The following is a 6,827-nucleotide window of genomic DNA, read 5'->3' as shown; positions in this document are numbered from 1 at the left end:
GGTCAATATAAAGAATTGTATTATTCTTCTTACTACAAAAAATGGCGTGTTAAGGATGACATTGGGAGGAAAGATGCAGAAGAATATAGTGAGAAGTGCAAAATCTATACAGCATCTACAACTACCAGATTAGATGCCTTGAAAAATTCTGTAAATCAGTTTATAGATGATACAGAGGCAAAATCACCAAAGAGCAAGATTGGAATTACTGCATTTAGTAGTGCGGGTTATGGTGCGGATCGTGGTGATCACGGGAGCACAATGGATTTAACAGAAGTGGGAGTTGGTGATAATGCTCAGGATTTAAAAAAATTTGTTAATGAATTGGATGCCAATGGTGGCACGGATCCAGGAGTAGGACTCAGTAATGCAAAGACGAAATTAGATGCTGTAGTTAATGATGGTAAAACAAAATGTGTAGTATTATTTACAGACGGTGAACCAACAGGTAGAGGCAGTAGTTGGGACGAGACAGCACAGAAAAGTGCTGAGGACAAAGCGAAAAGTTTAAGAGATGCGGGATATACTGTTTATACAATAGGTTTTGACCTTAATGACAGATCAAAGACATTTCTAGCAGGTGGAACATATAATGAAACGAAGTATCCTGGAATTGCCTCACCGGGTTGTGCGAAAGTGGCAGATGATGCTGCATCATTGGGTGAAATCTTCAAAGAAATCCAAAGCACAATTACCAACGACATAGACATCGTAGGCGCAACAGTTACGGATGTGATTGATTCGAGGTTTGTAATCGTTAAAGATGATGGCACACCGATAAAAAATGAAGATTTGAAAGTTGAAAAGACCATAACCTTAGAGAATAGAGGAGTAGTATCCCTAGATAAAAACGGAAACCAGGTTGTAACATGGACTGATCAGACCATTCCCAACAAGAAAAAGGGAGAATGGAATAATACAATCACAGTGAAGGCAAAAGATGACTACATCGGAGGAAACAACGTACCTACAAACGTCACACCGGATTCTAAGATAACCACAGGATATGGTGAAATTGTTCTTCCTCAACCTAAGGTAAACGTAAAAGCCGAACTGAAGGTCAGAAACAAAGAAGTCACAATTTATAAAGGTGATAGTCTTCCGGCTACAGACACTGTGTTGAAGGAAATGTTCGATCTTGAAAGAAATACTAGTAAGTATAGTATTCCGGCGAATAGTTTTACAACTGAATGGTACAGTGATCCAGAATGCACAGCTGGGGTTACAGAGTTAACTGCAGATACAAATACTACATATTATCTAAAAGTAAGTTATAATGCAGGAGTACCATCAGCTGAAAGTACTGCAAATACAGACAAAAAAATAGCAGGTGATGAAAATCATATTGTAGAAGCTGTAAATGAAAGTAATTCTGAAAAACTGTATGGCATTTACACAATCAAGGTTGTATCAGGTAAAATCCAGATTACAAAGAAACTGGAAAGTGCGTTGAAAACAGATTGTACATTCAATTTCAGCATTAAAGACGAATCTGGAAAAGAAATCATAAAAGTTTCTATTACTATTCCGGCAAATTCCACTGAAGCAAAATTTACTGGTAAAGACCTGGAGAATTTATCTCGTGGAACATATACCATAAGCGAAGAAGGTTCGAATGGATATGTATTGACCGATTATCAGGTTGATGACACTACAAACTGTAGCAACACTCGCAATGAGGAAAAAGAGAGTGTCACATTCAAACTGGGATATGAGAAGACAACTGATAGTGATGGTAACGATGTAGATGTTATCCAAAATTACACTTATAATGAAAACAGTGGTGGAACTGTTGGAAGCGTTACTTTTAAAAACGAAAAGGCAACAACAGATTGGGATATTGTAAAAGTAAGCACAAGTGGAAATCAGGTTCATTTGCCAGGTGCAGAATATGAAAAAAAGAATTTTGTGCCTTGCCATGGCAGCGATCATGGCCGTAGGCATACATACAACAGCATTTGCAGAGACCCTGCAGGGCGGTTCTGACTGGAAGGTAGAATTCAACGGCTCCAAGATGAGCAGTAATTTTACTTCCGCAGACATGAAGAAAGATATCTTCCAGTTACAGCCGGGAGATACCATGGAACTTCAGGTAGGACTGAAGAACACCAGTGAGAAAGATGCAGACTGGTATATGACCAACGAAGTATTAAAATCTCTGGAAGACAGCCAGAGCATCGCAGAAGGCGGCGCATATGGTTACAAGCTGACTTATGTGGGACCGGATAAGAAGGAAACCGTATTATATGACAGCGAAACCGTAGGCGGTGAGGATGCCCAGAAGGGTGAAGGCCTTCACCAGGCCACCGATGCACTGGAGAAGTATCTGTATCTGGATCGCCTCTCCAAAGGTGATGTAGCTTCTGTTCATCTGACAGTAAAGCTGGACGGTGAGACACAGGGTAATGATTATCAGGATACACTGGCAAGCCTCCAGATGAGCTTCGCAGCCGATCCGGTGACGGTGACAACCGTAACGAAGAAGGGCGAAGACAAAGTTGTCAATAAGACAGTGACCAGGACAGTGCAGACACCGACAAAGAATGTTGTGAGATCCCCGAAAACAGGTGATACCACTCAGATCCTTGCCATCAGTGCGGTAGCGCTGGCAAGCGGTGTGATCCTTCTGATCCTGGCAGTGGTACTGATCAAGAAGCGAAAAGAGGAGAAAGGAGAGGGTCAGAGATGAAAAAAATGTATAAGATAGCCACAGTTCTTCTGGCCTTTTGTTTTCTGCTTGGATCGGTTCCTATGAGTGTTAAGGCAGAGAATTATAAGTATCAGGTAACGATATTCAGCGGTAAGCAGGGAGCTTTTTCCGGAACTGCAGGTCTGGTAGTAAAGGGAGCAGACTACAGTGTTTCCAATACTGCAGATGCTATCGTGATCAAAGATCTGAATCCCGGAGATACCGTAAGTTTTGAAGCAAGATCCGGTGCAGTAGCGCTGGATAAGGACAGCAAGTATTATGTGCAGGGTATCCGTATCAGTGGACGTGATAATAATGCTGCAGTAGAGAATTCTTCTTTTGAAGTGACCGGAGACCAGGAATACGTAGTAGCATACGGAATCAAAGGCGATCAGGTAGCTTACACCATCAATTATCAGGATGCTAACGGCAACAAGCTGGCAGACAGCCAGACCTTCTATGGTAATGTAGGTGACAAACCGGTGGTTGCATATACCTATATCGATGGTTACACACCGGAGTACAGAAACCTGACCAAGACCTTATCTGCCAATGCAGCAGAGAACGTATTTACCTTTAATTATCTGCCATATGAGACTGTAACCGTGACAACACCGGGACAGACCATCACCAACACCACCGAGCAGACAGTTACCGTACCGGGAGGTACAACGACTACAACCGGTGGTACTACCGGAACAACCGGTGGAACTACAGGCACAACCGGTGGCACAGGAACCAATGCCAATGGCGGTAACGCAGCAGGCACAACCACCGGAAACGGTGATGCACAACAGGACACAGATGCCACAGGTGGAACCGGCAATGGCGGACCTGGCAATGTAACAGATAATCAGGGAACAGAAGGCACAGAAAACGGCGGAACCACCCAGGATGCACAGGATAACGAAGACACCACCACCATCGGTGATGAAGATACACCAAAAGCAGACCAGGATCTGAAAGATCTGGACGATGAGGATGTACCGAAGAGTGACAAAGACCTGGATGGCAACAAGAAAGTAAAGAAGAGCCTTCCTCTGGTAGCCGGCGTTGGTATCGGCGTAGCAGCACTTGCAGCACTGGCAGCAGGTATTGTGATCGTCAGAAAACGTGTACACAGATAATCAGACAGTGGAAAGAACAGTGAGACTGCTGTATGGAGTAAAAACAAAACTCCATACAGCAGTTTTTTGTTGTCCACACAAATCAAAGTCGCGAAGGGTATTCTATTTTGCATAAAATAACATATAAAGAAGATTTGCTTTCCTTCACGTTATGTATTATAATATACATGTATATTGCACGGAAGGAACGAAAATCATATTTTCCGTGAAAGTGTAATACAACTCAGGAAAGTGGTTGTTTCAGGAGGCTGTAAACAGAAGTATGCAAACATGTGGAACGTATGTGAAGAACAAAAAATCGAAGAACCAACAGGTTTTGTATGTAAAAATGTTCGGTGATTTTTCCCTGAAATATCAGGGGAGATCTTTGATCGCAAAGAAGAAAAAAGAGACGCAGTTTGCACTGGTATTGCAGTTGATTTTCCATAGCGGAGAAGAGGGGATCAGCCGGGAACATCTGGAGAAGGTTTTGTTTGGTGAACGGACATTGGACGATGCGAACCATGCGATCCACAGCCTGATTTATAATATCAGAAAGAAGCTGGAGCAGACAGGGCTTCCGAAAGGAAAATATATTATTTCCAGAAGAGGAAGATTTTACTGGGACAAAGAGATTCCGTTTGAAGAGGATGCGCAGTTGTTTGAAGAGTACTGCAGCAGAGCATGCAGGGCAGGGGACTGGGAGGAACGGATTGAGCTGTGCTGGAAAGCTGCCTTGCTGTATAAAGGTGCCTTTCTTAAGGACTCCGAGCAGGAAGGCTGGGTAAAAGAGGAACGGGAGCGTTACCATACTATGTTCCTGAAGCTGATAGAATATATGGCAGAGCTTCTGCGGAAAAAGAAGGCATATATTCAGCTGGAGAAGCTGGGCCGGCATGTATCAAAAGCAGCGCCATATGAAGAAGGGGAACTGCTGGTGATCGAGGCGCTGACCGGTATGGGAAGAACAGAACAGGTAGAGAGTCTGTATGTGGAAACCGTGGAAAAGTATCGTCAGGTCTATATGGAAGAAGAACTGTGCAAATTAAAGGATTTCCGGAGAAAAATCGAAGAACAGCTTGACCATCCGTATGATATACTGGATAATATACAGGAGAATATGACAGAACAGCTGGAAAAGGTACAGGAGCCATATCAGTGTAACTGGATGGTGTTCCGGGAGATTTATCATATGGTTGCACGTATGATAGAGCGAAGCGGTCAACAGGTGCAGCTGATGTTATGTACATTAACGGATATGGAGAAACATCCCATCAGATCCGATGAATGTGCAGAGGTACTGTCACGGTATATATGGGAAAGTATCTGCAGAAGTATTCGTGCGGGAGACGTAGTTACCCGTTACGGGAAGGGACAGTATCTGGTGCTTCTGCTCAATACAAAACCGGAGGATTGTCAGGAGATCCAGAAACGCATCGATGCACAGTTCCGGAAGAAAGATACCGTGTATGAGATCCGGTACAGCGTGAAGTCTGTCAGAAGTCTGAATAATGCAAAGGATGATCAGAGCCTGTCATAAGGTGTTTTTCGGGCAGGCATCGGTTCTGGTACAGGATATGGGGAAAAAGGAGAAAGAAAAAAGAGGGGCACTGGCAGGATGTGCCCGGGTCTGTAAGATATTCGGAACGGTCTGTCTGGTGGCAGTGATTCTTGTATGTCTGCCATTAACCCTTCCGCGGGTCTTCGGTTATGAGATCTATACAGTCATCAGTGGAAGTATGGAGCCGGCGATACCGGTGGGAAGTCTGGTCTATGTACAGCCGGGAGCACCGGAGGATGCCGAGACAGATGATGTGATCGCATTCTACAGTTCTATGGATACGGGAGCGATCATCACACACAGGGTTATCAAGAATGATATTGTAACCGGTCAGATCCACACCAAGGGTGATGCAAATGAAAAAGAAGATCTGTATCCGGTGGGCTATGATTATTACATGGGAAAGGTAGTGTATTCTGTTCCTGTGCTGGGACGGGTACTTGCATTTTTCGTGACATTTCATGGTAAGATCGCAGCGGGAAGTCTGATCGGACTTGCGATTCTGTTACAGATCATCGGTGGAATGCTGGAATCTGCGAATGAGAAGAAACAGGCAAAAATATCGCAGAAATAGCTTTGCGATATTAGCAGAAAATAGTATAATAACAGTAGCTGTGAAAGATGAGACAGTTACTGAGAAAAGAAGGTAACCGGGGCAGCAGCCTGCAGTTACCTTCTGTGTTATAGAAAGAAGGGACAGGTACGATGGGATTTAAAAAAGTTGATGTAAAAACACTCGAGATGAAACCTTTTGAGAAGATCGGTTCCGAATGGATGCTGATTTCCGCAGCAAAAGACGGCAAAGCCAATACAATGACCGCTTCCTGGGGCGGCATCGGCGTTCTGTGGGGCAAGAATGTGGCAACAGTATATATCCGCCCGCAGCGTCACACCAAAGAATTCGTAGATGCAGGTGATACATTTACCATCAGTTTCTTCGGTGGCGAGCACATGAAAGAGCTGGGCTACCTCGGCAAAGTCTCCGGCAAAGATGTCCCGGACAAGATCGAACAGTCCGGTCTGCATCTGACAGAAGTAGACGGTCAGCCGGGATTCGAAGAGGCTACACAGGTGCTGGTATGCAGAAAGCTTTACCATGACGAGATCAAACCGGAAAACTTCTATGAACCGGAAGAAGATGAAAGATGGTATCCGGAAAAAGATTATCATACCATGTACATCGCTGAGATCCGGGAGTGCTGGGTGAGAGAGTAAAGCAGAAAGTACAAAAGAAGAGTCGGAATCCTGAAAGGTAAGACAGGTTTCCGACTTTTTTGCATGGAAGATGAGGCAGGATTGGCTGTTTCTGGTTGCGGAAGTAAGGAAAAGAGACATATAATAGATGTTGCAGGGTAACTATTCAGTTGCCACTGTCCCGCGAGGTGTTTTGACATGAATATGTCAAAATCCCGAGACATACAAGCCAAAATGCCATCACCGAAGGTGATTTACGCGAGCAACGAGTCAAAGT

The 6,827-nt window shown here is 44.1% G+C and carries 6 protein-coding genes; all 6 read left to right on the top strand.

All coding sequences use genetic code 11. The annotated features are described in order from the left end of the window. A partial coding sequence (locus MSA64_RS04600) for a vWA domain-containing protein (protein WP_287890774.1) occupies positions 1-1,986 on the top strand: 1,986 nt, incomplete at its 5' end. Continuing rightward, the gene (locus MSA64_RS04595) at positions 1,892-2,689 is read left to right on the top strand and encodes an LPXTG cell wall anchor domain-containing protein (RefSeq protein ID WP_154433177.1); all 798 of its coding nucleotides are present in this window, start codon (positions 1,892-1,894) and stop codon (positions 2,687-2,689) included. The genes MSA64_RS04600 and MSA64_RS04595, both read left to right, overlap by 95 nt. Next, positions 2,686-3,816, top strand: a complete 1,131-nt coding sequence (locus tag MSA64_RS04590; protein WP_277663266.1) for a MucBP domain-containing protein — start codon at positions 2,686-2,688, stop codon at positions 3,814-3,816. The genes MSA64_RS04595 and MSA64_RS04590 overlap by 4 nt, the downstream gene beginning before the upstream one ends. A gap of 262 nt (positions 3,817-4,078) precedes the next feature. After that, positions 4,079-5,335, top strand: coding sequence for a BTAD domain-containing putative transcriptional regulator (locus tag MSA64_RS04585; RefSeq protein WP_287890770.1), 1,257 nt, complete (start codon positions 4,079-4,081; stop codon positions 5,333-5,335). Beyond that, complete coding sequence (locus MSA64_RS04580; protein WP_287890768.1) at positions 5,307-5,930, top strand: signal peptidase I; 624 nt, start codon at positions 5,307-5,309, stop codon at positions 5,928-5,930. The genes MSA64_RS04585 and MSA64_RS04580 overlap by 29 nt, the downstream gene beginning before the upstream one ends. A 131-nt stretch (positions 5,931-6,061) precedes the next feature. Continuing rightward, entirely contained in the window at positions 6,062-6,571 is a 510-nt protein-coding gene (locus MSA64_RS04575) for a flavin reductase family protein (protein ID WP_022399233.1), read from the top strand. Positions 6,572-6,827: the final 256 nt, after the last annotated feature.

Origin of the sequence: Oliverpabstia sp. (assembly GCF_022785585.1) — a bacterium.
In the GTDB taxonomy this organism is placed as follows: domain Bacteria; phylum Bacillota; class Clostridia; order Lachnospirales; family Lachnospiraceae; genus Oliverpabstia; species Oliverpabstia intestinalis.
Note: the sequence above shows the minus strand (reverse complement) of the source record. Positions and strands in the feature narration are given on the sequence as shown.

Coding starts and splice junctions, on each gene's coding strand:
- MSA64_RS04575 (WP_022399233.1), top strand. CDS start 6,062: ATGGGATTTAAAAAAGTTGATGTAAAAACACTCGAGATGAAACCTTTT.
- MSA64_RS04580 (WP_287890768.1), top strand. CDS start 5,307: ATGCAAAGGATGATCAGAGCCTGTCATAAGGTGTTTTTCGGGCAGGCA.
- MSA64_RS04595 (WP_154433177.1), top strand. CDS start 1,892: ATGAAAAAAAGAATTTTGTGCCTTGCCATGGCAGCGATCATGGCCGTA.
- MSA64_RS04585 (WP_287890770.1), top strand. CDS start 4,079: ATGCAAACATGTGGAACGTATGTGAAGAACAAAAAATCGAAGAACCAA.
- MSA64_RS04590 (WP_277663266.1), top strand. CDS start 2,686: ATGAAAAAAATGTATAAGATAGCCACAGTTCTTCTGGCCTTTTGTTTT.